A 23,035-nucleotide genomic window follows, 5' to 3' on the forward strand; every position below is an offset into this window, starting at 1 on the left:
GGAGGTTTTTGCATGAAGACCAGTAAGATTATCAGTGACATCGAGAAGACCAAGACCAAAATCGGTGAGTTGCAGGCTAAGCTCCGGGATTTGGAACGCCTGCGCACCGAAACCGAGAACACGGAGATCATCGAGCTTGTGCGGGCCATTGACGCCACGCCGGAGGAAATCGCCGTCATGCTTCGCGCCATGCGCGAGAGCCAGAAGCAGGAGGCCATGAAGCCGATGGCCCCGCAGTTTGACGACGACACCGCCGAGGTGGAGGATGTAGCGGAGCCCGCCGATGAAACGGAGGAAACCGACTATGAGGGATAAACTGTTTGCCGGGATATTCGCGCTCATGCTCTGCATGGGCGTTTTCCTTTTCCCGGTCACGGCCTTTGCCGCCAGTGACACAACGCCGCCGACCATTGACGCCTGGCTGAATGGCGACACCCTGCACATCGAGGCCAGCGACGATGATTCCGGCGTGGAGGCCGTGTACATGGACAGCCGCCGCTACAACTATTTTGTGGACGGCGTGGTGCAGGTGAACGCCAAGGAATACCACGACAACAACGAAAATATCAGCGTCTACGCCATCGACTTTGCGGGGAACAAGTCAAAGGTGGTGGAGATAAAGAATCCCTTCTACAAGGCGCCGACAGCCCCGGCGCCTTCCTCCACCCCGCAGGGCACTACCCCTGCACCAAACCCGACGCCCGCGCCTTCATCTTCCAGCCAGACGAGCCGCCCGGCTTCTTCGTCCAGCGCGCCCAGCTCCACACCGGAGCCTTCCAGCTCGTCCGAGCCGGAAAGCACATCCTCCGCTGTGCCGGAATCCTCCGGGGCTAACCCGTTCACCCCGGATGGGCAGGCGGAGGTTCTGGACAACGCCACCGATGGCGACGGCAAGGAGTTTTTCACCATCACCACCCCGGAGGGCAATATATTCTTCTTGGTGATTGACCGGCAGCGGGACAACGAAAATGTTTATCTGCTGAACGCCGTCACCGAATACGACCTTGCCCAGCTTGCCGAGGGCGGCGGCACGACCCAAAGCGCCATTCCCACCCCGGAGCCTACGCCCACGGAACCGGCGCCCTCCACCAGCGAGCCGGAGCCCACATCCGAGCCGGAACCGGAGGCGGAGCCCGCTTCCGGCATGAGTACCGGCACCATCATCTTCATTGTGATTGCGGCCCTGGCTGCGGGCGGCGCGGGCTATTACTTCAAGATTTTGAAGCCCAAGCAGCAGGCTTCCGATTCCGAGGACGATTACGGCGAGTATGACGAGGACGACGAGGATATGGAGTATGAGGACGACCCGGAGGAATATTCCGACGAATACGATGTTTACGAGGGCGAACCGGATTACGGTTATCCCGATGCTGACGCCGATTTTGACCCCGGCGACGAGGCAGAGCCCCAGCCGGAAGACGAGGAATAGCCCATGAAAAAGCAGCCTGTACGAAAACAGCCCAAAAGCAAGAAAAAGACCGCCGCACTCGCCGTCGCCCTCCTTGTGGCGGCGGCGATTGGCGTTTGGCTCTATGTTTCCCCCATGCTGGAAAAGGGCCGCCTGCAGGAAACACAGGACCAGCTTCTTAGCAGCATCGAAACCGGCGACGGCGTGATTCCGCTGGAAAAGCCGGTTGCCGGTATTGTGGTGGATTACTACGACCCTGCGCCCCAGCCGGTAGCAAGTGAGGAACCGGCCTCCGAGCCCGAACCTATCTTTTGGACAGAGAGCGACGAGACGGAGCCCACAACAGATTCCGGCGAGGCCGTTATCGCTGGACACCGCAATTATGATTACGGCTCCCACTTCAACCGTCTGGGGGAAATCGAGGTGGGCGATGAAATCGGCTACCAGCCCAAGGACGGCGGGGCCATGCGCTTTCGGGTGTATGAAATCCTCGAAATCATCCCCGGCGATCAGGCCGCCTTCGAGCAGCCCGCCGACAAATCCATCATTACCCTTTTGACCTGCACGCCCATCCGCACGGCGACACACCGCCTGCTGGTTCGGGCGGATCTCATTTCGGAAGGAGATAGCCAATGAAGCAGAAGATACTCTCCATGCTGCTCACGGTCTGCATGATTGTGAGCCTGTTTGCGCCCATCACGGCCTTTGCCGCGGGCAGCGATGTCGTGGGCGGCGAGCCTATCCCGGAATCCACGGACGCCGCCAGTGAAACCCAATTACCCACCGAAACCGCCGAACCGAATGAGGACGGCGGTTTTTACTTGCCCGCCGAAGGGGAAGAAACCAATGGTGGTGAATTGCCCTTCGACCCCACCTTCGAGGCCACCGAGGACGGCGGGTATGTTTCTATCATGCCGCTGGCCTCCGGCTGGGAGGGCGAGGAAAACGAGTTTTACACGAAAATTCGTCTCACCATTACCGACCGGGAGGGCAACCCCATTGAGGGCGCGGTGTACGGCCTGTACCGGGCCGACAACGACCAGTTTGTGGAACTGCTCACCACCGACCGCTACGGCGTGGTCACTTCCTCCGATGTTCCTGTGGGCACAGATTACTATTTGCTGGAATACTCCACGCCCGAAGGGTTTTTGCCCAATGAGGAACGCAAGGACATCATCCTGACCGACGTGTGCGCTCCCTCCCGCGTGGATGTGAGCGCCGTATACGACCCCATCACCGGCTATATCAAGGTGATAAAGCAGGACGAGGACGGCCAGCCCCTTTCCGGCATCGGCTTCTATGTTTACCGTTCCAGCCCGTGGGAGCTGGTGGACACCATCGAAACAGACGGCAGCGGCGAGGCGGTTTCCACCCTCTTGCCCTACGGCTGGTACGAGCTCTATGAGTATTCCTACCCGGAATATCTGGCGGGCGGCGGCTATACCGATGTGTTTATCGGTGAAGACGGCACCGTCCACGAGGTATATATCACAAACTACTACGCCAAGGGCAGCGCCCGGATTGCCAAGACCGGCAGCGATGGCCGCAGCATTTCCGGCGCGGTGTTCTCCATCTTTGAAGCCGCTAATGATAGCTGGGTGGAGGACATCACCACCAACTCCAGCGGTTACGCCTACACCTCCGACCTGCCGCTGGGCGACTACTACGCGGTGGAGAAAAGTGTTCCCTCGCCCTATGTGCTGGACAGCCAGCACCAATATTTCAGTCTCTCCTACGATGGAGATTATGAAACTATCAGCGTGGTAAACCAGCGGGAGGGCGACCCCGGAAAAATCAAGGTCATCAAAACCGATGACAGCGACAACCCGCTTTCCGGCGTGGTGTTCGGCGTCTACCGCTCATGGGACGGCAAAAAGATGGCCGAGCTCGTCACCGGGGCGGACGGCACGGCGGAGTTTACCCTTGCCCCGGATGATTACTACCTTGTGGAGTTATCCGGCAAAACCGGCTACACCATGCACGAGGGCCAGATTGCCTTTACCATTGACGGCAGCGGCGGCACGGTGGAGCAGACCGTCATCAACCCGAAAATCCGTATCTTCGGCAAGGTGAAGGTCATCAAGCAGGACGACGCGGGCAACCCCATCTCCGGTGTGCGCTTCGGCGTGTACTGCCATATGGGGAACCTGCTGGAAGAAATCGAAACCGGCAGCGACGGCACCGCCACCAGCGGGATTCTGAACGAAGGCAACGGCTATTACCTGATGGAGCTGGAAGGTGTGGATGGCTATCTCTCCGACCCGAATACCCAGCACCCCTTCGACATCACCACTAACAATGTTGTTGTGCCGGTGACGGTCACCAATCCCCGCATATCCGGCGGTGTCAAAATCATCAAGGACGACGGCGAGGGCAACTCGCTTCCCGGCGTGGTGTTCGGCGTCTACAAGGGCGGCCAAAAGCTGGCGGAGCTTACCACCGGCGAGGACGGAACCGTCACCAGCGGAACCCTTTACTATGGCGATGATTATGAGCTCCGGGAGCTCGCCACCGTGGAGGGCCACGAGCTTATCGACACGCCTGTTCCTTTTTCCATCTTGGAGCAGGATGTCATCGTGGAGATTCCATTCTCCAATCCGCTGATTCTCGGAAGCGTCACCGTGTACAAGGAGGATGCGGATGCGCCGCAGTTGGAAATGGCAGCGTCTTCGTTGGATGGCGATTCCTCCCCGATGGCCGGCGCGGTGTTCGGCATCTACAATGGCCGGGGCCAGAAGATTGCCGAGTTCACCATCGGCGCAGATGGCACGGGCACATACGACGGCCTGCCCAAATCGGACTACTTCCTCAAAGAACTGGCTGCCCCAGAAGGGTTTGTGCTGCCGGAGGACATGATTCCCTTCTCCATCACCCAGCAGGGCGAGAATGTGGAAATCACCGTCCGCAACGCAAAGGGCTTCGGCAGCGTGAAAATCATAAAGTCGGGCGAGGACGAAATGCTGCCCGGCGTGGTGTTTGAGGTCTACCGTACCGCTACCGGCGAGATGGTGGCGGAAATCACCACCGGCGAGGATGGCACTGTCACGCAGGAGCTTCCCCTTGGCCGTTATTACCTGATTGAAAAATCCACCGTGGCGGGCTACCGTCTGCTGGAAGGGCGCGTCAATTTCACGCTGGATGCCGAGGGCCAGACCTTGGAGCTTCCCATCCAGAACCAGAAGGAGCCTGCCCCGGACGGCGGCAGAATCCGGCTCATGAAAATCAGCGAGGCGGATGAAACCCCGCTGCCCGGCGCGGTGTTCGGTATCTTCCGGGTTTCCGATGATGAAAAGATGGGCGAGCTCATCACCGGCAGCGAGGGTACGGCCACCAGCGCCGCCCTGCCCGAAACCGAGAACGGCTACTACCTGTTGGAGCTGGTGCCGCCCACCGGGTTCACGCTGGGCACGGAGAAAATCCCCGCCGCTATATCGGACGGCGAAACCATCGAAATCACCGTGGAGAATACCCCGGACGAGGACGCCCCGGAGCCGGGCACGCTGGAAATCATCAAAAACGCCACGGGCACCGGCGAACGTCTTGCCGGCGCGGTGTTCGGCGTCTACCGCACCTCGGATGATGCCAAGGTAGGCGAGCTCACTACCGACAAGGACGGCAAGGCTTCAATAGAACTCCCAGCAAATGACTATTACCTAAAAGAGCTCACCGCGCCTACAGGTTTCCAGCCCATCGAGGGCAAGATGACCTTTAGTGTCATCAGCGGGGCCACGCGGGAAATCATCGTGGAAAACGAGCCCATCCCGGAAAACGGCGGTACCCTCGCCATCATCAAGCGCGCTGATGGTACGGATGACCGCATGGAGGGCGTTGTCTTCGGCATTTACCGCAAGTCGGACGATACGAAGGTGGCCGAGGTAAAGACCGACCGCTACGGCGAAGCCAGCTACCAGCTTCCCGCAGGGGACTACTATCTCAAAGAGCTGTCCACCATCCCCGGATTCCAGCTTTTGAATAGCACCATCGAGTTTTCCATCCAGAAGGACAAGACCAAGGAAATCACCGTCACCAACAAGCGCCTGCCCTCCGGCGAGGACACCGGCAGCTTGCTCATCATCAAGAAAGCGGCGGGCACCGGGCGGCTGCTCCCGGACGCAGTTTTCGGCGTGTACCAAAGTAGCAACAATCAAAAGGTGATGGAGATCACCACCAACAACAAGGGCGAGGCCACCGCCGAGCTCCCCGCGGGGGATTACTATCTGAAAGAGCTTCGTGCACCCTCGTCTTTCGTGGCAGAACCGGATATGATTCCCTTCCGGGTGAAGGTAAACGCCACTGTGCGCATTGAAGTCACCAACACGCAGGGGCGCGGCGACGTGAAGCTCGTCAAGGTGGACGATGCCGGCAAGCCCCTTGCTGGTGGCGTGTTCACCCTCTACCGGCAGGATGGGACGGCCATCGCGGAAATTACCTCTAAGGCGGACGGAACCGCCACCTATGAGCTGCCTGTGGGCAAGTATTACCTCGTGGAGAAGACCGCCCCGGCCTCCTTCGCACTGGATACCCAGCGGCACAGCTTCACCATTGAGAACGGCAAGACCGCCGAGGTGAAGGTCGTCAACCATCCCTTGCAGGGCTCGGTGGACGTGTATTTCCGGCATGTGGACGACAGCCGGGAGCTGGCGCCCATGAAGACCTACACCGACAAGGTGGGTTCGGATTATATCAAGTGGATGCGGGCCAACGGGTACGAGAATATGCCCATCGAGGGGTATACCCTTCTGCGCACCGATTACCCGGCTTCCTTCGTGCTCATCGACGGCAAGCTGGTGGTGACGCTGTGGTACAGCTCGCCGGGCGCTATCTCCATCCCGAAAACCGGCGAGGCACCGCCCTACATGAATTACCTGCTGGCCGCCCTTTCGTGGAGCGTTTCCGCGCTGTGCGGGGTTACGCTTTATCGCATGAAGAAAAAAGGCAAGCGGGAACTGGCATAACGGCTGACTGACAAAAGCAGGCGCGGGAGGTCCCGCGCCTGCACTACTTTTACGATGGAGGCATGAATATGTACATCAAGAGATTTTCCATCCCCGGCTACGCTCACCTGTACCGCTCTTTGCTTCGCTTCTGCAAGCTGTCCGAAACGGAGGCAAAGGAGCTCTGCTACCTGTGGAACACGGCCAACCTCGACAGCATCCATTACGCCATGCCGGATGAATTTGTGATTGAATCGGACACCCACACCTTTTTCCGCTGCATGGACCGGATGCGCCGCCGCCCTTATCGCACGGAAGTCCAGCTTTACAAGGCGCTGGCGGCGCTGCGGCATAACATCGCCTACGACGCCCTCACCGAGAGGCAGCGGGAAGCCCTTGCCCGGCTGCGCTGCATCATGCGGGATTTGGATTACTATTTCTTCAAAGCCTACGGCGTGGACATTGACGACAAGCGCACCGTATATGCCGAGTGCCGTTTTCATCTTCTGCCCTTCGAGGACGAGCCCGGCGTGTGCATGTGGCGGGAGTGGCGGACGATGCCCTGCGCGTGATGTACAGATTAAGTTTTAAGCTCAACCATTTCTTGATAATCAGTTAGCTTACTTCTTCACCCAGCATGATTTTCGGCATAGTGGTAAGGCAGCGAGTCCACCGCTTATAGAATTGCTCGATACCCAGTTTCGACACCCGCGCATGTGTCTCTTTGTCCTGCAATGTCCAATGCAAGATATAGGTGACTTTGCCCACATATCGAGTAAGTGCAATGGGAGGCTCCCCATTTTTCACTGCGTTAAAGTCTTTTTGGCGGTGTGTTCTTTTTACATAGACAACATCAATTACACCGTCCTGCTCTTTATAAAAAGCAGCTACTTCCCGCATAAGCTGTTCTATTTCATCTTGTTTTTCTATCTTTGCTTCATAGATGCAGATTTCATGAAACATTTTTACACCTCAATTTGCACTGTATATCTTTACTTGAATAGTATAACACTCTCTTGCACCCCAAAACAACGATAAAGGAGGATTTCATGCCAGAATTAGTGATAGCGGAGAAACCATCCGTTGCACAGGCCATCGCCGCCGTCCTCGGCTCGAAAGAGCGGAAGGACGGTTTTTTAATTGGCGGCGGCTACATCGTGTCCTGGTGCTTCGGGCACTTGGTAGAGCTGGCCCAGCCCGCCGCCTACGATGAAAAGTACGCGAAGTGGCGGTGTGCCGACCTGCCCATCATCCCGGAACAGTGGCGGTACGCTGCCTCACCAGACAAGAAAAAGCAGCTTGATATACTGGCGGCACTGATGAAGCGCCCGGATGTGGAGGCGGTCATCAATGCCTGTGACGCCGGCCGAGAGGGAGAGCTTATCTTCCGGCTGGTGTACAATTTCTGCAAATGTACAAAGCCCATCAAACGCCTTTGGATTTCCTCGATGGAGGAATCAGCCATCGCCGAGGGCTTCCACAATCTGAAAGACGGCGTGGAGTACGAAAACCTGTATCGCGCCGCCCTCTGCCGCTCACAAGCGGATTGGCTGGTGGGGCTCAACGCAACCCGCCTATTTACGGTGCTGTATAACACGACGCTTTCCGTTGGCAGGGTGCAATCCCCAACACTGGCGCTGCTCACCGGCCGGGAGGCGGAGATCGCCGCCTTCGTGAAGGAGCCCTTCTATGTGCCGGAGCTGCACCTGGGCGAGTTTACTGCCTCTGGCGATAAAATGAAGGACAAAGCGGAGGCCGAGAGCATCCGCGTCGCCTGCGATGGCAAAGACGCCGTTGCCGCCAGTGTGGAGAAGCAGGAAAAAAGCACGCCGCCGCCCAAGCTCTTTGATTTGACCTCTTTGCAGCGCGATGCAAACAAGCTGTTCGGCTACACCGCTCAGCAAACGCTCGATTACACGCAGGCGCTCTATGAAAAGAAGCTCTGCACCTATCCCCGGACGGACAGCCGGTTTCTCACCGAGGACATGGCGGCGGATCTTCCGGCACTGGTGAACGCGGTCGCGGCGGCAATGCCCTTCATGAGCAGCGTCCGGCCGAACATGAACGCAGGGCAGGTTATCGACAATTCCAAGGTGAGCGACCACCATGCCGTTATCCCCACCGCTTCCATGCCCAAAGCGGATTTGTCCTCCCTCCCGGATGGGGAGCGGAACATCCTCTATCTGGTTGCTGTCCGGCTTGTCTGCGCCGTTGGCTTGAAGTACACCTTTGCCGAAACCGTTGTAGCCGTCGATTGCGGCGGTTACAGCTTCACCGCAAAAGGCAAGGCCACGCTGCAAAAGGGCTGGAAGCTGTTTGAGAACGCCTTCCGCTCAGCACTGAAAGAGAAAGTCACCGACGATACGGAAAAAGAGCCCTCCTTGCCCGATGTGACCGAGGGACAGGTCTTTTCCTCTGTGAAGGCTTCTGTCCGGGAGGGCTTCACCTCGCCTCCGAAAAGATTCACGGAAGACACTCTGCTTTCCGCAATGGAATCGGCCGGCGCCGAGGATATGCCCGATGACGCTGAGCGCAAGGGGCTGGGCACCCCAGCGACACGAGCGTCCATTATCGAAAAGCTCATAAAATCCGGCTTTGCGGAGCGCAAGGGCAAGCAGCTTATTCTGCTGCCCAAGGGCATCAACCTGATTGCCGTCCTGCCGGATACAGTAAAATCGCCTCTGCTCACGGCGGAGTGGGAACACAAGCTGAAAGAGGTGGAACGAGGCGGCCTTTCGGCGGATAGCTTCATGGAGGGAATCGCCGCTATGACCTCCGGGTTGGTTCGGGAGCACGCGGAGCCGAACCCGGAATATGCCTCCCTCTTTCCCCGGACGCCTGCAGGCGACGCAATCGGGAAATGCCCCCGGTGCGGATTGTCCGTACACGAGGGCAAAAAGGGCTTCTTCTGCGAGGATCGGGCCTGCGGTTTCGCCATGTGGAAGGACGCGAAGTTTTTCTCCATGAAGAAAAAGAAGCTGGACAAGAAAACCGCTGCCGCGCTCATCGCTGATGGGCGCGTTTCCATATCCGGTCTGTTCAGCCAGAAGACCGGCAAGACCTACGATGCCGTGGTGGTGCTGGACGACACCGGCAAATATGTGAACTACAAGCTGGATTTTGGAAAGGGGGATAAAAAGTGAGCGATTCACCGCCCCGTGAGCTGACGCGGGAGGAAAAGCGGGAGATAAAGAAGTTGGTTGTCGGGATGTGCGCCAACTATGACCGGCAATATGGTTGTCTTCCGCTGGATTATGGCCGCTGTTACATGATAGACAAATGCTGGACCGGCTCCCTGTGCAAGTATTTCCGGGAGGCGGTCCTGCCGCTGAATCCGGCGCTGGAAGCGACCTTGACGGATTCCGGGTTCTCCGGCGCAGAAAAGAGTTGCCCGGTCTGCGGCGCGACGTACCAACCGACCACCAGCCAGGCATATTGCTCGGATGCCTGCCGGGTGAAAGGCCAGCGGGAGGACAGCCGGAAGCGGCAGCGGAAACGGCGGCAAAAACGCTCCTGACCTGTCACGAAGTTAGCGCCGGAAAGCCACTGCTCATAAGGCTTTCAGGCGCTGCTTTTGGGGATGGAGGCATAAACCTTCATGTGCCCCTGTTTTTGAGGGTAAGTTCGTGACACATTAGTTGGTCAACTGTGTAAAAGACCTATCAGGTATCAATGACCTTTATGCTTCATTTTTTTCTTTTCTTGCTTTATGATAAATTGCCGTTCTTTTTCCTGCTCACGCTCTAAACGCGATTTTTTCTTTCGTGCCTCTTTACCTTCCATCTGGGATAGTTTAATTGCTTGTTGAGCTTTTGTACCAATGCCATTTGATTCAAGCTGTTTCTTTATTGCGCGCTGCATACGTTTTGGATTGATTTTTGTATCCTGTTTGCTGTCTGCTTTAATCGGTGTGCTAAAGCGCAGTTTGCTCCAGTTTTCCAAAAGAAAGGCATACACCTCATAGTCTTTGGGTTCCGCGCCGAATGTAATTTTGCAGACTTCCAGTTTCCCATCCGAAATCCGCTCATAGACACCAACCCAAAACGGATCATCAAAAAATACAGTTAGTTTGCTTTCGGTTTTCTGCATAACAAAGCCTCCTTGGTTTTCACAGCAAAGAACGGACAGCCAAGGAGGCATGGTTACTGACAGAGTATTCTGCACCCGGACTACCAGCCGGGTCGTGTTTCTATCTTTGCCGTATTCAATTAAATGTAGCATACTCTTGTTTATACAATTATGCAAATGGATTTATTTCGCCCCTATCCCTAACGGCAATTATAATTATACCACACTCTAACAAAACATAGACCAAATCGAAAGGAGGTCATCCCCCTGATACTCGCCCGCGTATTCCCCCGAAGGACCAACGCCACCCCGGATGATGGGCTGGCGTTTTTTTCATCCCCGCCGCCGATGCTGCCCCGGATTGACGAGGTGCATGTGTCGGTGGCTTTTACCTACGATTTGCCAGAAGCGGAACGGCTGGCCGAGGCGTGGCAGAAGACCGGAATCCCGGTAAAGCTGGGCGGCCCCGCCATGAACGAGCCGGGCGGCGATTTTGTGCCGGGACGGTATGTACGCCCCGGATATGTCATCACGAGCCGGGGCTGCAACAATCGGTGCTGGTTCTGCGCCGTTCCAAAGCGGGAGGGCTACCGGCTCCGGGAGCTGCCCATCACCGAGGGCAGCAATGTTCTGGACGACAATCTGCTCGCCTGCTCCGAATCCCATATCCGGGCTGTGTTCGATATGCTTTCCAGCCAGCCAGAGCGCCCCATCTTCACCGGGGGCTTGGAGGCCAAGCTGCTCCGGCCTTGGCATGTGGAGCTTCTGCGGGAGGTCAAAACAAAACGGCTCTACTGCGCCTACGATACCCCGGATGATTACGAGCCCCTTGTGGCGGCGGGAAAACTTCTCACGGCGGCAGGCTTCACGCGGGAATCCCGGAAACCCAACTGTTATGTCCTGATCGGCTATCCCGGCGACAGCTTCGACAAGGCGGAGAAGCGCCTGCGGGATACCTGGGCGGCGGGCTTTGCGCCCTATGCCATGCTCTACCGCAACGAGGCAGGCGAAACCGCCGCCGACTGGCGCAAGTTTCAGCGGCTATGGGTAAGACCGCAAATACTCTTTACCACACTGAAATCATAGAAAGCGAGGTCATGTATGCAATACTATGGCATTTGGGCCATGCGAGGCCCGGCGTCCGTTTTGGGCGCGGCGGAAGCATGGAGCAAGCGGGACGGTGCCCCGGAGGTTTTCACCACAAAAGAAGATGCGGCGCGGCAGGCGGTGCAGTATAACCAAAATGCTTCTTCTGTAAACGTCCGCTATTCTGTGCGGGAAATGGAGCCGGAGCTTGCCCTGTCCTCCATCCGGCGTCAAAACATGGCGGTAGCGCAGGCCATCGACAAAGCGGTGCAGGAAAGCAACTACGACACCTTTCACTACAACTTGAAAGGCGCCGCCGAAAAGGTTGTCGGCGTATACGGCCCCGACCGGGTAAATGTTGTCCTGGCGAATATCTTGCTGAACAATGATTATGACGGCAGGTATTCCAACGCAAACAAGCGGTGGGCGCAGGATTTTGACATCGTTCCTGACAAGGGAATTTTCTGCAATACCCATCCCCATGTACTGGACGGCTTCATCGACCGGGCCAGAGAGATTACCGCCGCGCTGGAAGCCCAGCGTAGCGCCGGGATGGTGGGCAGCTATACCGTCACCCGCTCCATCCAGTTTGATAATGACCGTGGCTTTGCCTATGGCGAAAATCCGAAAGCGGCGCAGCCCTTCGCAACTTGGCAGTTCACCAGCGACAACGGCACTCGGGACCACTATTGGGGCCATTACCATTCCGGGCAGGAGGCCGCCCTGACCGACTATGAAAACCGTGTCAATGAATATATGGCGGATAATCCCCATTTGAAGGTTGTGGTGGACAATCCCCTCGCTGCCGCTGAAATGAGCACGGAGCAGAATTACAACCAGATTGACGGCCTCCGCAACAACATTGCCGCTCCCAAAGCCGATCTGACCGATGGGCAGACCTTGGAGGAAATCAAGGAGCTCGCCCCGGAAATGCTTCCCGTGGAGGAAAAGCCAGAGCCCCGGCAATCATCGCCGCCAAAGGGCCGGAAGTTTGAGAATGTGGACGTTATCGCCGCTCTCGGCGCTGTGGTGGCGAAAAACACCGTGGGCTACCAAGCGGATTTTGAGTATGACAAGGAGAGCTTCATCAAGGCGGCGGAAAGTCCGAACCTGGAGGACAGGAATTTTTTGTGGCTCTCCCGGCGCAACGGTACGGAGTGCTTTGCCGAGCGGGACGCCTTCATTACCACTACTTCCGCTCACAATCACTGGACCTATTATGAGGGCCAGGGGGCCGAGCTCATTCCCTTCGCGGTGGAAATCACCGGCATGGAAAACGGTAAGGTAATGGGCAATCTCTACGAGCTGGACCATGCCCAGCAGGTACAGCAGGTGAAAAAAGAAGCCCTCTCACCCGAATCCGTCCTGCTCACGTTCAAGGATGGTGAGCAGAAGCGGTTCGCCTATGATGAATACAGCGGGCACTTTCAGCAGATTCAGCAGGCGAACGGCCGAGTTGTTGACGTTCGGTATGAGGTTCACGATGAATCCGCTTTGCAAGCAGTTCTTCAAAAACAGCGGGATACCCGCGCCCACTTTCCCGCGCGCAGCTTCGATGCCTTTGTCAAAAAGCTGCCCCAGCGGGAACGGCCTTCGGTGGCGGATAAGCTAGACGCGGCGAAGAAGGCTGTCAAGCCGCCCTCTGCCGATAAGAAGCCGCCTGTGAAATCGGGGCCGGAGCTGTGAGCCGCCAGCACCCCAACCGCAAGCGAAATGTGCGCGTTCACCTCATGGTGACGGAGCATGAGCGGGATTTGATTGAGCAAAAGATGGAGCAGGCCGGTGTCCGCAACATGGGCGCCTATATCCGAAAGCAGGCGATTGACGGCTTTGTCATTCGATTGGATTTATCCGACGTGCGGGAAATGGTGCGGCTGCTGCGCATTACCTCCAACAACATGAACCAGATCGCCAAGCGCGCCAACGAGACCAGAAGCATCTATGAGGCAGACATTGCCGACCTGCAAGCCCGGTATGACGAGCTGTGGAATCAGGCCGCCGACATCCTGCGGGCTTTGACGGAGCTGCGGCGGTAGCGCCTGCGTTTTGCACAAACTTTTTGATTTGCTGATTTGGGGCGCTCCCTTTTACTTCCCGGCGCGGTACAATTTTGATAGGAAGATACTATTTGCGAAGGGAGCGATACCCATGCCGGATTATGCGGCCATGTACAAAAAACTGTTCAACTCACAAACAGATGCCATTGCCCTGTTGCAGCAGGCGCAAAGAGAAACCGAGGAAATGTATGTCTCGGCGCCCGACCCGGACATCCGGGTGTTAGAGCCGAAGAAGGAGGCGGACCATGAGGATACTGATTAAGATTTTGCTTTTTCCCATCACACTGTTGCTGTCCATCATCGTTGCGGTATTCCGCTTTGCCTGCCACTTCTCCGGCGCGGTGCTGGGCATCGTTTCCTCCATCGTATTCATCATTGCACTGTTGGCGCTCATCCTCTTGCAGGACACGGCGGCGGCTTTGAACGCCGGTATCCTCGCCTTTGCCATCAGCCCCTTCGGGCTGACCAAGCTGGCGGAATGGATGGTTGACCGGCTGGATGATTTGAACATCCTTGTAAAGTCTATTTAATCAGCGAGCACGCAGGCAGGCGCGGGGGCGGACCCTGCGCCTGCTATTTTTTTAACGGGAAGGGAGGTTTGATTTTATGGCGACATCCCGGCTGATGCCCCGGCACATCGACGCCGGGCGCAGCATCCTCGGCACTATCGCAAAGAGCATCGACTACGGCAAAAACCCGGACAAGACGCGGGACGGCAAGCTGATTTCCTATCACGAGTGCGACCCTCGCACGGCGGCAATGGAGTTCACCCTTGCCAAGCGGCAGTATGCTTCCATCACCGGGCGGGAGCAGCCCAAGGAGAAGGACATTCTCCTGTACCAGATTCGGCAGGCCTTCCCCAAAGGGGAAATCACCCCGGAGGAAGCGAATCGTGTTGCCCACGAACTTGCCCTTCGCTGGACCAAGGGGAAGCACGCCTTCCTCGTCTGTACTCATGAGGACAAGGAACACATCCATTCGCACATTTATTACAACTCTACCAACCTTGATTGCAACGGCAAGTTCAACAATTTCCTGTGGAGCGCCATTGCCCTGCGCCGACTCTCCGATTTGATATGCGTGGAGAATGGCCTGTCCATCATCCGAAACCCGAAGCCGGGCAAGGGCAAGCACTATGGCGCATGGCTCGGTGATGACCGGTCACCTTCCTTCCAGCAGCGCATAAAGAACGCCATCGATGCGGCACTGGAACAGAAGCCCGCCAGCTTCGATGACTTTCTCCGGCTGATGGAGGATGCGGGTTACACGGTGGGCAGCGGCAAGCGCATCACCTTCCTCTGTCCAGCAGACGGTGAGCTCCCTGCTCAGAAGAAGCCGACTCGATGCGATACCCTCAAAGGCGATTACACCGTGGCGGCCATCCGGGAGCGCATCGAGGGCAAGCGGGTTGTTTCTCCGAAGGTGCGGGGCACCGAGCCGCCTGCGCCGCCGAAGCTGAATCTGCTCATTGATGTGCAGAACAGCATCAAGGCCAAAGGTTCCCCCGGCTATGAGCGGTGGGCCAAGGTTTTCAATTTGAAGCAGGCAGCGCAGACCCTTATCATGCTGCAAGAAAACAACCTGACCGAATATACCCAGCTATCCCAGCGGGCGGAGCAGGCCGCCGCCCGGTTCAACGACCTCGGCGGCAGGATAAAGGGCATTGACGCCCGGCTCTCGGAGATTGCCGGCCTGCAAAAGCATATCGGCAGCTACGGCAAGACGCGGGATGTTTACGCCGCTTACAAGGCGGCGGGGTTCAGTAAAAAGTTCTTCTCCCAGCATGAGCAGGAGATACAGCTTCATCGGGAGGCAAAAAAAGCCTTTGACGCTTTGGGGCTCAAAAAAATCCCCTCCATCAAGGCACTCAAACAGGAGTACGCCGCCCTCTCCGTTGAAAAGAAAAAGCTGTATGGCGAGTACCATACAGCGAGGCAGGAAATGAAGGATTTCATCACGGCGAAGTCCAATGTGGACCGTCTGCTCCGATACAACGAGCAGGAGCACATCGAGGGCGGAGGGCATGAAAAATGATGGTTCATGCTCTCCGTTCCCCGCGGCCCCGGCCGCCGCCTGCCCCGGAGGGGGCAGGCCAGCAGACGCGAAGCGGCTTAACGAACAGGACGCCCGGAGGCGTCCGTTCGATGGGGTTTGGGGCAGCGCACCAACAAGCAGGCCGAAGCGGAATTAACCGAAGGTTGATGGAGCGGAGGGCTGGGCGCGCGCACGCGCCCATTGCTTGCCAAAATTATCGGAACATTCCGAATTAGTCTTTTGTCGGATAACCTGTATTCGAGACCTTGGTTTTGGGTTCTCACCTTGCAATGTGCTGTATAATATTTTCTGAAAGATAAATCTTTTTCGAGAAAATCTGCGTTATGTTATTTAGGGAGGTGATGAAGGCTATGCGAAGCGGTCTAATCAGACGAGCAAAAAGCGGTGATGCAACCGCTATGGAGGAAATCGTAAAGCTATATTATGACGACATCTATCACTTCCTTTGTCGTAAGCTACCCAACTATATGGACGCACAGGACATTGCTCAAGACGTGTTTTTGAAACTAGCCGCGGGGATAAACACATATCAGGAAAAAGGGAAACTTAAAAATTACCTTTTTCAGATGGCATTAAACGCAAGCCGGGACTTTTACCGACGAACAAACCACAATGCCTGTACGCTGAATGAAAGTGCCGACATTTGCTCCGATTCAATGCCACTTGAACAGATGATGGAAATGGTCGAACGTGCTGAAATTGTCAAAGTAGCCTTAAATAAGTTGCCGGAATATCAGAAAGATGTAATTGTCTTGCGCTTCTATCACGACCTTGCTTTCAAAGATATTGCGTTAATAACTGATACAAATATTTCATCAACAAAATCGCGATACAGGCAGGGCGTGGATAAATTGAAGATTTTGCTAAAGGAGGTTTTCTAAAATGAACGACAAAAAAATCAAAGAGCTCATGGCGGAATATCAGGTTCCCGATTCCACACAATCGCAGCTTGAGACAATCGCCAAGAAAACCATCGCAGCAATGCCCACCAGCCGAAATACAAAACCCTTTTCGGTATTTGAACAACTTAGGGTACAAGCAACATATTTGTCCAAATGGTTTTATGTTGCCTGCACCATATTGATGGTTGGATGTCTAGTGGCAAACTTCTATTCCGACTTGCGTTATCAATCCAGTCTGTTCTTTTCCTTTGGGCCACTGTTTATACTCCCCAGCGTCGGAGCCGTATATCGGTTGTTTGCAGACAAAATGTATGAACTAGAGGCATCATGCAAATACAACTTCGTAAAGATACTCACGGGTAAGCTGCTTTTGCTTTCAATCTGCACAGCGATTTCTCTTGTGATATTGTGGCTGATGGCAGCAGCTTTAACTGGCATTTGGGATGTACGGCATATACTGTTCGCACTGGTTTCATTTTCTGTCACTTGCGGTGTAATCCTATGTTTCGGAAAGAGAAGCATTATGCGCGGTTTTATTGGCGGCGCTTTATGGGCAGGGATTGTCTTTGCTCTCGCTCTGTGGAACAAAGGGCGGATAATCATTGAAGCAATGAGCATGGGCGTAGTTGCTTTGATTCTATTATTATCGCTGTGTGTAACAGCATATATGGCCTACCGTTTTATGAAAAATCTGAACATCGGAGAGAGTACATTATGGAATTATGTCTTGACAGAGTAAGCAAGCAGTATAGAAGCAAGAACGCTGTTGACCGGTTTTCGCTCACATTTGTTCAAGGGGTATATGGGTTGCTTGGGCCAAATGGTTCCGGGAAAACAACCCTGATGCGGATGCTAGCGGATGTTTTGCGCCCAACCTCTGGCGAGATAACCGCTGGCGGTGTGGACATTCACAAGATGGACGAGAGTTATCGTGACCTGCTCGGTTATCTTCCGCAAGACTTTGGGTACTACCGCGATTTTACTGCGATGGATTTTCTGTTGTACCTGTCTGCGTTAAAGGGAATTGAAAACCTTCACGCAAAGCGAAAAGCCAACGAACTCTTGAACGCAGTTGGACTGAATAATGAAGGGAAAAGTAAAATCCGCACATTCTCAGGAGGTATGCGCCAGCGCCTTGGAATTGCACAGGCGCTCCTTAATGACCCAAAGATTTTAATTCTGGATGAACCGACTGCTGGGCTTGACCCGCAAGAGCGCATACGCTTCCGAAACCTAATCAGCGACTTATCAGCTGACCGCATTGTTTTACTCTCTACGCATATTGTATCGGACATAGAATATATTGCCGATTCCGTTGTCCTCATGAAAAAAGGTCAGCTTCTGAAAGTTGGAACAAGTGATGAAATAGCCCACAGCGTTGATGGCAAAGTATGGACTGCCACGGTTTCATCACACGCTGCCCAGCGCCTGCAAGCCGCAAACCTCATCGCCAATTTGCAGCACAAAAATCAAGATGTTGCACTTCGCATTATCGCGGATGAATGTCCGTGTGGTGGCGCTGTAAAAACTGCGTCTAATTTAGAGGATGCCTACCTATATTACTTTGGCGAGGTATCTGGCCGATGAAAACAATTATTAGCTTTGAACTCAAAAAAATCTTTGGCAATAGAAAGAGCATTGTTTGCATCGTCCTTCTGCTGTTGTCCTCTATTGGATTTTTTGCGCTGGACTGCTATGACCACCAAACCCTCTCGAGACTCGAATATATTAAAGAAACCACCACTTACTACACTGGGCAAATTGAGCCTGAGCGGATTGCGCCTATTGTTCAAGCCCGCAGTGAGATTGTAGATAACCCGGCCAATTGGCAAATATCCGGCGACAGTAAAATATTGAACCCAGAGCTGCGGCAGGAGCTGGATCTATTGGAATATACCCTTTCCATGAATCAGCTAAATGATTACAGGCATGAATATATACGGCAGTTGCAAGCAGAACTAAGCTCGACCACCAGCAACGATGAGCGCTTTTGCTCGAAAAAGAAATCGCACTGTTTCAAGAAAACCCTGATCTTTCAGTTGGATACAATTTGTTCTTCGATTACTATGTTCGATTCCTAAATAACTTTGCAATCATCATCCTTGGATTTTTGATTATCCTGCTCCTTACACCGCTATTCAATATGGAATATAGCACACATATGGACGGATTGATTCTGTCCTCGAAAAAGGGAAAGCGAGCGCTAATCTATGGAAAGCTATGCACGGCGCTCATTACAATTACTATCGTCCATGTCTTGGTAATAGGGCTCTACTCCCTGCTGTGCGGCGCGTTTTGGGGATTTGATGGTGGAGGAACAAGCTTATCCGCAATGTTCTATGACCCTTTTCAATATATACTTTCGCCTTATGGACTTACAATGGGGCAGTTCTATTTGATTTCTGTTGCTATCTCCTTCTGTGCCTGTATTGGCATTGGAGCCTTCACCATATTGTTGTCCTCAAAGATTCGCAATCCGGTTTTGTGTATGTCCATTGTCCTGACTGCATTTTTTGTACCGGTGCTTATATATGCGTTGAGCGGCACTAATGAAATCCAGAATATTATCAATTACTCATATGGACGCATAATGCAGGTCGCTCCGCTATTTTGCCGCTACCGCGGGATGGTCGTTTTCGGTAAGGCTGTATCTGAAAAAGACCTTGCACTTGTGCTACTCGGAGTAACGACTGCCATCTTTACATGGCTTTCATTCCGAACATTCAAAAAACACGAGGTAGAGAATTGACTATGATAAGAAAAATCACTTTAGCAAGTATTGTCCTTCTACTGCTCGCCGCGCTTTTGTCCGAGTGTGGCATTAGCGCAGAACAGCCGGTAAGCGGTGATATGTCGCTTACCGACCGGCCTGTATTTTCCGTTTCGCCGGACACCTTTAGCGATAGCGTTTTGGATGGCACAGGGTTTATCCCAGTGGAAGTGAGCAAGGGTACAATCATTCAGTTTGAGGAATCTCAAATGGGAATCGTTTTGACTGCGATGATTAGCAATGAGAAAATCACAACCGTTGTGTTTCAGGTTCAAGGGAAAACCATTTCATCTGATGAAGTTGAAGCATACTTAACAAAACTGAACGAGGTCATTCAAATCTTGCTGCCTGAAAATGAGATATCTATATTGGAATCCCTATTTTTTGAGGCGCAATCCGCAGAGTTATCAGAAGGGGTGATAAGTTCAACAGTCGAGAAAAATGACTTGACCATAATGATAACTCCGGCTGACACTGAATGAGCGTAAAAAAACAGACTGTAGCCAGAAAATATTATCGGAACATTTGTGAAAAGACCGGGGCAACGTGCCGCGCTGACACGCCCCGGCCCTTTTTATCGGAATGTTTTGTGGTGGTTTCCGCTTTGTCACGGCTTTTATTATGAATGTTCCGATTTAATCTTTTGTCGGATAACCTGCATTCGAGACCTTGACAGCTAATATGAGTTAGCCTATAATTAAATGGCTAATTCAAATTAGCCAAAGGGAGACTATGGTATGACTACCAAGCAGAGAATACTGGATGAAGCACTTACTCTTTTTTCGGAAAAAGGATATAGTGCCGTATATGTTGGTGATATAGCTACAGCGGTGGGAATAAAACCGCCATCACTATACAAACATTTCAAGAGTAAGCAGGATATTTTTAATGGGATATTAGAAGTTTTAGCACAGGGCTATAGTAAGCAGACAACGGAGTTGTTCCTAAACGGCATCAACGCAGACAAGGATGTGGAATTTTTCTCTGCTATTGCAGAAGATGAACTTTTGAAAACCGGGAAAGAACTGTTCTTGTATATGTTACATGACGATAAAGTGAAGAAGTTCCGCAAACTGCTGACACTTGAGCAATTTCATCATTCGGAATTGTCGGAGCTTTACACAAAACAGTATATTGACGAGCCATTATCCTATCAAGCAGCATTATTTTCGATAATGTTGACAAACGGCACTTTAAAAGGGCAATCTCCCGATATTATGGCATTGCATTTTTATGCGCCGATTTATCTAATGCTCACCCTATGTGATCGAGATGAAAGCCGCGAAAAAGAGGCATTGCAGCTTATAGAGCGGCACATTCAACAATTTAGCAAAATATATAGTGGACGAGAATAACTGCTACTGGACACCGAGCTTTGATTGTTGTTGCGGATAACCCGTAAGGTCATCGGCATATGTGGGAGAGGAATGGACCGAGGTGGGTATGGCTTGATGCTAAAATTAAGAACGCTAAGACGAAGTGGGCTTCGACGGGATTTCTATGCAAAAGAAGAAAATAATAGTGGTGGATTATGAAGAAAACTCTAATAAACTGGTTGGGATTATTGGGTGTGGTTGGACTACTCTCGTACACCGCAGGGGTTGTGCTTAGTCCGCTTGCGTATCCAGGGTATGATTGGAAAGCGCAGGCTGTGAGTGATTTGTTTGCGATGAATGCCCCCTCTTTGCTGCTCTGGAACCAGTTGACCAGCCTGTGCGGCACTTGCGTTATGGTGTCCGTCATGTCCGTGTGCGTGTTCATACAGGGTAAGCTGAATCGAACGCTTCGGGCAGGAATCTATTTGTTTGCTGTCATGCAATGGGTATCAACCGTGGGGTATGCTATGTTCCCCCTTGCAGAAGGTGGCATGGAGGGAACGACCTTTCAAGATATAATGCACATTGTCGTCACTGCGTTAGTGGTATTACTCTCCGTTACCTCGATGATTGTGATTATGATTGGCAGTTTCCGTGAAAAAAGGTATCTCTCCTTGGGAATATGGGCAACGCTCACCTTAGCACTAATGTTGGCTGGCGCCATTGGGGTAAACCTTGTCCCGCCAAACTATTTTGGGATTCCAGAGCGTTTCAGCGTGTTTGCCGGAATGGGATTTGCGGCGGTTTTGGGGATTTACCTGTTTCGTGGGTTTTCTTTTGATGAATAAAACGAATGAGGGGTATTGCAATGAAAGATATTATTGATTTTCTTGAAACAAACGTGAATGGGAAAACTTTGCACACAAAAGAGTTGCTCTATGAACTTGAAGGTGGTGCTTTGGAAGGTGTCTATTCAGACCAAATCTCTTTTTCCAACCTAAAGTATTCGGGGAGCGCCTTCCAGTTGGATATGTTTATTGTGTCCAACGAAAAAATATGGATTGTGAAAAATGAGCAGCGCGAAACGCTACGGAAAGATTTTAGCAGTGTTTCCCTGTTTCGCTTTGAACTTGCCAAGCGCAAAAGTATCGATAGCATAACAGGTTTCTTTCGCTTCATTTCTGCTTCCGTGAAGGATGTGCCAGCAGAAGCTATCGTAAGCAGCATCTATGATGTGCGGCTTGATAATGGTGTGTTAACACTGAAAGAAGAACAGGCATTATATCGTGACCAGCCCGTTCAAGATGGCTGTTTCAAACCAGTTGCATTCCAATCAAACCAACGCTTTTTTATGGAAGATGGCAAGCTGCATTATGAATATGACGGCAACAGTTTTGATGTAGAACCAGAGACAATGCAGCGAAAAGCATCTTTGGACAACATTCCCCCATTTATTTCGGTTGAAAAATAGACTTATTTGATAGAAAGGGTGTAGAAGATGAAGAAAGAAATTCCCTCACAAAGCGAATTGCAAAGCCTGTTCGGTAAAGAGAGATTGGAAGCATGGAATGCTGTGTGCAATGCCGTTGATTCCGTCTACGAAATGGAGACGCTCTGGAACGATGGCGGGAAGAAATGGGACTACGAATACAAATATCGCCGGGGCGGGAAAACACTGTGCGCCCTGTATGCCCGCGAAAATTGTTTTGGGGTTCTCATCATTTTTGGCAAGGACGAGAGAGCGAAGTTTGAAGCGTCCCGCAGCCAGTATTCCGATGCAATTCAGCGCATTTATGATATGGCCGAAACCTACCACGATGGCAAATGGATGATGGTAGAAATGGGCGACAGTTCATTGCTTGATGAAGTGATGCAGCTATTGGCAATCAAGAGAAAACCTAACAGGAAGTAAGCATAGGCGTGGTCGGCTTTTGGAATACAAAACAGATTAAAGAAACGGAGCAAATCATGATGTGTGAGGAATGTTACAGTGACAACAATAGAATTACACCCTTGCTTAATCCTTTAGATTGCCTTCAAAATCACACACAATATATATGCGGTACTTGTGGGCGGTGTATTTGTATTGACCATGACCCGAAACGCAGTCTGCAACGTTGGAATTTTCCCTTCAAATCGTTGGATATTGCAAAACTTTATCTGCGAACCGCCGATTATACAACGAAAAGCTCCTGTGGCATCTATGAAGTGAAAAATAGCAACGGTCGCGTATCGTTTAAGATTTTTCAAAATCGAATTGACCTACAACACTATTTAGAAAAAGACAAGGGAAAAACCTGTGCCACTATGGAACCTTTATTCCAAAAACCATATCAGGAATTTGAACATACAGAAATCAGAAAATTATCGCCAGCCGAAATCAGTCAATATATGGCCGAAAGATAATAAGCAATTTAAGCAGAAGGCAAACTGTTAAAT

At 52.9% G+C, this 23,035-nt stretch carries 26 protein-coding genes; 24 read left to right on the forward strand and 2 right to left on the reverse strand.

Annotation, left to right across the window (positions count from 1 at the left end; genetic code table 11):
- The first annotated feature begins 12 nt into the window (after nucleotides 1-12).
- The 5 genes from NHH16_RS05465 to NHH16_RS05485 all read left to right on the forward strand — a co-directional run bounded on the left by NHH16_RS05465 (nucleotide 13) and on the right by NHH16_RS05485 (nucleotide 6,914).
- Nucleotides 13-315 (forward strand): DUF4315 family protein, encoded by a 303-nt coding sequence (locus NHH16_RS05465; RefSeq protein WP_262068575.1) that lies wholly within the window; start codon nucleotides 13-15, stop codon nucleotides 313-315.
- Nucleotides 305-1,429, forward strand: coding sequence for a DUF4366 domain-containing protein (locus tag NHH16_RS05470; protein WP_262068576.1), 1,125 nt, complete (start codon nucleotides 305-307; stop codon nucleotides 1,427-1,429). Before NHH16_RS05465 ends, NHH16_RS05470 begins: the two co-directional genes overlap by 11 nt.
- Nucleotides 1,430-1,432: 3 nt before the next feature.
- A complete protein-coding gene (locus NHH16_RS05475; RefSeq protein ID WP_262068577.1) occupies nucleotides 1,433-2,044 on the forward strand; it encodes a sortase in 612 nt (203 codons plus the stop codon).
- Nucleotides 2,041-6,363, forward strand: coding sequence for an MSCRAMM family protein (locus NHH16_RS05480; protein WP_262068578.1), 4,323 nt, complete (start codon nucleotides 2,041-2,043; stop codon nucleotides 6,361-6,363). The genes NHH16_RS05475 and NHH16_RS05480 overlap by 4 nt, the downstream gene beginning before the upstream one ends.
- Before the next feature lie 68 nt (nucleotides 6,364-6,431).
- The gene (locus NHH16_RS05485) at nucleotides 6,432-6,914 is read left to right on the forward strand and encodes a hypothetical protein (protein WP_262068579.1); all 483 of its coding nucleotides are present in this window, start codon (nucleotides 6,432-6,434) and stop codon (nucleotides 6,912-6,914) included.
- A 43-nt stretch (nucleotides 6,915-6,957) separates the two neighbouring features.
- On the opposite strand, the gene NHH16_RS05490 is transcribed toward NHH16_RS05485, so the two are convergent.
- On the reverse strand, nucleotides 6,958-7,305 hold the full coding sequence (locus NHH16_RS05490) for a hypothetical protein (RefSeq protein ID WP_262068580.1): 348 nt from the start codon (nucleotides 7,303-7,305) through the stop codon (nucleotides 6,958-6,960).
- Between the two features lie 86 nt (nucleotides 7,306-7,391).
- Here NHH16_RS05490 and NHH16_RS05495 point away from each other — a divergent pair, with 86 nt between their 5' ends.
- Together NHH16_RS05495 and NHH16_RS05500 are read left to right on the forward strand one after the other, a co-directional pair.
- Nucleotides 7,392-9,485, forward strand: a complete 2,094-nt coding sequence (locus NHH16_RS05495; RefSeq protein WP_262068581.1) for a DNA topoisomerase 3 — start codon at nucleotides 7,392-7,394, stop codon at nucleotides 9,483-9,485.
- 65 nt (nucleotides 9,486-9,550) lie between these two features.
- Complete coding sequence (locus NHH16_RS05500) at nucleotides 9,551-9,859, forward strand: cysteine-rich VLP protein (RefSeq protein WP_416389387.1); 309 nt, start codon at nucleotides 9,551-9,553, stop codon at nucleotides 9,857-9,859.
- A gap of 152 nt (nucleotides 9,860-10,011) precedes the next feature.
- Here the strand turns inward: NHH16_RS05500 and NHH16_RS05505 are convergent, their stop codons facing one another.
- On the reverse strand, nucleotides 10,012-10,431 hold the full coding sequence (locus NHH16_RS05505) for a YjdF family protein (RefSeq protein WP_262068583.1): 420 nt from the start codon (nucleotides 10,429-10,431) through the stop codon (nucleotides 10,012-10,014).
- A gap of 354 nt (nucleotides 10,432-10,785) precedes the next feature.
- On the opposite strand from NHH16_RS05505, the gene NHH16_RS05510 reads away from it, so the two are divergent.
- From NHH16_RS05510 to NHH16_RS05590, 17 genes are all read left to right on the forward strand, one after another.
- A complete protein-coding gene (locus NHH16_RS05510; protein WP_262068584.1) occupies nucleotides 10,786-11,496 on the forward strand; it encodes a radical SAM protein in 711 nt (236 codons plus the stop codon).
- A 15-nt stretch (nucleotides 11,497-11,511) separates the two neighbouring features.
- The gene (locus tag NHH16_RS05515) at nucleotides 11,512-13,182 is read left to right on the forward strand and encodes a DUF3849 domain-containing protein (RefSeq protein WP_262068585.1); all 1,671 of its coding nucleotides are present in this window, start codon (nucleotides 11,512-11,514) and stop codon (nucleotides 13,180-13,182) included.
- The gene (locus tag NHH16_RS05520) at nucleotides 13,179-13,532 is read left to right on the forward strand and encodes a plasmid mobilization protein (protein WP_330643466.1); all 354 of its coding nucleotides are present in this window, start codon (nucleotides 13,179-13,181) and stop codon (nucleotides 13,530-13,532) included. The genes NHH16_RS05515 and NHH16_RS05520 overlap by 4 nt, the downstream gene beginning before the upstream one ends.
- 112 nt (nucleotides 13,533-13,644) lie before the next feature.
- The gene (locus NHH16_RS05525; protein WP_262068586.1) at nucleotides 13,645-13,815 is read left to right on the forward strand and encodes a hypothetical protein; all 171 of its coding nucleotides are present in this window, start codon (nucleotides 13,645-13,647) and stop codon (nucleotides 13,813-13,815) included.
- Entirely contained in the window at nucleotides 13,799-14,083 is a 285-nt protein-coding gene (locus NHH16_RS05530) for a CD1845 family protein (RefSeq protein WP_262068587.1), read from the forward strand. The genes NHH16_RS05525 and NHH16_RS05530 overlap by 17 nt, the downstream gene beginning before the upstream one ends.
- A 76-nt stretch (nucleotides 14,084-14,159) precedes the next feature.
- Nucleotides 14,160-15,587: a relaxase/mobilization nuclease domain-containing protein gene (locus tag NHH16_RS05535; protein WP_262068588.1), complete on the forward strand. Its 1,428-nt coding sequence runs from the start codon at nucleotides 14,160-14,162 to the stop codon at nucleotides 15,585-15,587.
- Between the two features lie 362 nt (nucleotides 15,588-15,949).
- Entirely contained in the window at nucleotides 15,950-16,489 is a 540-nt protein-coding gene (locus NHH16_RS05540; RefSeq protein ID WP_262068589.1) for an RNA polymerase sigma factor, read from the forward strand.
- 1 nt (nucleotide 16,490) lies between these two features.
- Complete coding sequence (locus tag NHH16_RS05545) at nucleotides 16,491-17,249, forward strand: hypothetical protein (RefSeq protein WP_262068590.1); 759 nt, start codon at nucleotides 16,491-16,493, stop codon at nucleotides 17,247-17,249.
- Entirely contained in the window at nucleotides 17,225-18,097 is an 873-nt protein-coding gene (locus tag NHH16_RS05550; protein ID WP_262068591.1) for an ABC transporter ATP-binding protein, read from the forward strand. Before NHH16_RS05545 ends, NHH16_RS05550 begins: the two co-directional genes overlap by 25 nt.
- Nucleotides 18,094-18,591 carry a hypothetical protein gene (locus NHH16_RS05555; RefSeq protein WP_262068592.1) on the forward strand — a complete coding sequence of 166 codons (498 nt, stop codon included), beginning with the start codon at nucleotides 18,094-18,096 and terminating at the stop codon, nucleotides 18,589-18,591. Before NHH16_RS05550 ends, NHH16_RS05555 begins: the two co-directional genes overlap by 4 nt.
- Nucleotides 18,501-19,259, forward strand: a complete 759-nt coding sequence (locus tag NHH16_RS05560) for a hypothetical protein (protein ID WP_262068593.1) — start codon at nucleotides 18,501-18,503, stop codon at nucleotides 19,257-19,259. Before NHH16_RS05555 ends, NHH16_RS05560 begins: the two co-directional genes overlap by 91 nt.
- A gap of 2 nt (nucleotides 19,260-19,261) precedes the next feature.
- The gene (locus tag NHH16_RS05565) at nucleotides 19,262-19,762 is read left to right on the forward strand and encodes a hypothetical protein (protein WP_262068594.1); all 501 of its coding nucleotides are present in this window, start codon (nucleotides 19,262-19,264) and stop codon (nucleotides 19,760-19,762) included.
- Between the two features lie 255 nt (nucleotides 19,763-20,017).
- On the forward strand, nucleotides 20,018-20,635 hold the full coding sequence (locus NHH16_RS15505) for a TetR/AcrR family transcriptional regulator (protein ID WP_275982103.1): 618 nt from the start codon (nucleotides 20,018-20,020) through the stop codon (nucleotides 20,633-20,635).
- A 176-nt stretch (nucleotides 20,636-20,811) separates the two neighbouring features.
- Nucleotides 20,812-21,444, forward strand: coding sequence for a DUF998 domain-containing protein (locus NHH16_RS05575; protein ID WP_262068595.1), 633 nt, complete (start codon nucleotides 20,812-20,814; stop codon nucleotides 21,442-21,444).
- Between the two features lie 20 nt (nucleotides 21,445-21,464).
- Entirely contained in the window at nucleotides 21,465-22,067 is a 603-nt protein-coding gene (locus tag NHH16_RS05580; RefSeq protein WP_262068596.1) for a hypothetical protein, read from the forward strand.
- 27 nt (nucleotides 22,068-22,094) lie between these two features.
- Entirely contained in the window at nucleotides 22,095-22,508 is a 414-nt protein-coding gene (locus NHH16_RS05585) for a DUF3788 domain-containing protein (protein WP_262068597.1), read from the forward strand.
- Nucleotides 22,509-22,567: 59 nt separating this feature from the next.
- A complete protein-coding gene (locus tag NHH16_RS05590; protein ID WP_262068623.1) occupies nucleotides 22,568-23,002 on the forward strand; it encodes a hypothetical protein in 435 nt (144 codons plus the stop codon).
- Nucleotides 23,003-23,035 lie beyond the last annotated feature (33 nt).

Source organism: Ohessyouella blattaphilus (assembly GCF_024721265.1).
Lineage (GTDB): Bacteria > Bacillota > Clostridia > Lachnospirales > Lachnospiraceae > Aequitasia > Aequitasia blattaphilus_A.

Excerpts from the sequence above, each read along its gene's own strand:
- NHH16_RS05465 (WP_262068575.1), top strand. The coding sequence starts at position 13 with ATGAAGACCAGTAAGATTATCAGTGACATCGAGAAGACCAAGACCAAA.
- NHH16_RS05470 (WP_262068576.1), top strand. The coding sequence starts at position 305 with ATGAGGGATAAACTGTTTGCCGGGATATTCGCGCTCATGCTCTGCATG.
- NHH16_RS05475 (WP_262068577.1), top strand. The coding sequence starts at position 1,433 with ATGAAAAAGCAGCCTGTACGAAAACAGCCCAAAAGCAAGAAAAAGACC.
- NHH16_RS05480 (WP_262068578.1), top strand. The coding sequence starts at position 2,041 with ATGAAGCAGAAGATACTCTCCATGCTGCTCACGGTCTGCATGATTGTG.
- NHH16_RS05485 (WP_262068579.1), top strand. The coding sequence starts at position 6,432 with ATGTACATCAAGAGATTTTCCATCCCCGGCTACGCTCACCTGTACCGC.
- NHH16_RS05490 (WP_262068580.1), bottom strand. The coding sequence starts at position 7,305 with ATGTTTCATGAAATCTGCATCTATGAAGCAAAGATAGAAAAACAAGAT.
- NHH16_RS05495 (WP_262068581.1), top strand. The coding sequence starts at position 7,392 with ATGCCAGAATTAGTGATAGCGGAGAAACCATCCGTTGCACAGGCCATC.
- NHH16_RS05500 (WP_416389387.1), top strand. The coding sequence starts at position 9,551 with ATGTGCGCCAACTATGACCGGCAATATGGTTGTCTTCCGCTGGATTAT.
- NHH16_RS05505 (WP_262068583.1), bottom strand. The coding sequence starts at position 10,431 with ATGCAGAAAACCGAAAGCAAACTAACTGTATTTTTTGATGATCCGTTT.
- NHH16_RS05515 (WP_262068585.1), top strand. The coding sequence starts at position 11,512 with ATGCAATACTATGGCATTTGGGCCATGCGAGGCCCGGCGTCCGTTTTG.
- NHH16_RS05525 (WP_262068586.1), top strand. The coding sequence starts at position 13,645 with ATGCCGGATTATGCGGCCATGTACAAAAAACTGTTCAACTCACAAACA.
- NHH16_RS05530 (WP_262068587.1), top strand. The coding sequence starts at position 13,799 with ATGAGGATACTGATTAAGATTTTGCTTTTTCCCATCACACTGTTGCTG.
- NHH16_RS05535 (WP_262068588.1), top strand. The coding sequence starts at position 14,160 with ATGGCGACATCCCGGCTGATGCCCCGGCACATCGACGCCGGGCGCAGC.
- NHH16_RS05540 (WP_262068589.1), top strand. The coding sequence starts at position 15,950 with ATGAAGGCTATGCGAAGCGGTCTAATCAGACGAGCAAAAAGCGGTGAT.
- NHH16_RS05545 (WP_262068590.1), top strand. The coding sequence starts at position 16,491 with ATGAACGACAAAAAAATCAAAGAGCTCATGGCGGAATATCAGGTTCCC.
- NHH16_RS05550 (WP_262068591.1), top strand. The coding sequence starts at position 17,225 with ATGGAATTATGTCTTGACAGAGTAAGCAAGCAGTATAGAAGCAAGAAC.
- NHH16_RS05555 (WP_262068592.1), top strand. The coding sequence starts at position 18,094 with ATGAAAACAATTATTAGCTTTGAACTCAAAAAAATCTTTGGCAATAGA.
- NHH16_RS05565 (WP_262068594.1), top strand. The coding sequence starts at position 19,262 with ATGATAAGAAAAATCACTTTAGCAAGTATTGTCCTTCTACTGCTCGCC.
- NHH16_RS15505 (WP_275982103.1), top strand. The coding sequence starts at position 20,018 with ATGACTACCAAGCAGAGAATACTGGATGAAGCACTTACTCTTTTTTCG.
- NHH16_RS05575 (WP_262068595.1), top strand. The coding sequence starts at position 20,812 with ATGAAGAAAACTCTAATAAACTGGTTGGGATTATTGGGTGTGGTTGGA.
- NHH16_RS05580 (WP_262068596.1), top strand. The coding sequence starts at position 21,465 with ATGAAAGATATTATTGATTTTCTTGAAACAAACGTGAATGGGAAAACT.
- NHH16_RS05585 (WP_262068597.1), top strand. The coding sequence starts at position 22,095 with ATGAAGAAAGAAATTCCCTCACAAAGCGAATTGCAAAGCCTGTTCGGT.
- NHH16_RS05590 (WP_262068623.1), top strand. The coding sequence starts at position 22,568 with ATGTGTGAGGAATGTTACAGTGACAACAATAGAATTACACCCTTGCTT.